This is a genomic window from Pseudoalteromonas sp. T1lg10 (assembly GCF_002964545.1).
In the GTDB taxonomy this organism is placed as follows: domain Bacteria; phylum Pseudomonadota; class Gammaproteobacteria; order Enterobacterales; family Alteromonadaceae; genus Pseudoalteromonas.
The window spans coordinates 1-282 of the sequence record NZ_PQBV01000047.1; the positions used below are offsets into that span (position 1 = coordinate 1).

Genomic DNA, 282 nt, shown 5'->3' on the forward strand with positions numbered 1-282 from the left:
CCAGCAATTGCAAGACTACCATTTACCTGCCTTATTGCTTACCCGGCATAACTCTGGGTTGGTGTTAATCAGTAAAGATGAAGAGCACTGCACTGTTGTCGTGCCGGAAACCGCTGGGCAAAAAACCTATACCTATGCCGAACTTGAAGCTTTGATCTCCTCGCACCTGGTTCTTGCTGACATTGCCTACAAAGCGGATGACCGAGCGAAGGACTATGCACAGCCCTACAAAAAGCATTGGCTCAAAGAGCAGTTGATGAAGTGTTGGTCGACCTATATTGG

At 47.9% G+C, this 282-nt stretch carries 1 protein-coding gene; it reads left to right on the forward strand.

Going from position 1 to position 282, the window contains the following annotated elements:
- On the forward strand, positions 1 to 282 hold a 282-nt coding region (locus C2M17_RS12555), incomplete at both ends, for a hypothetical protein (protein ID WP_199776022.1).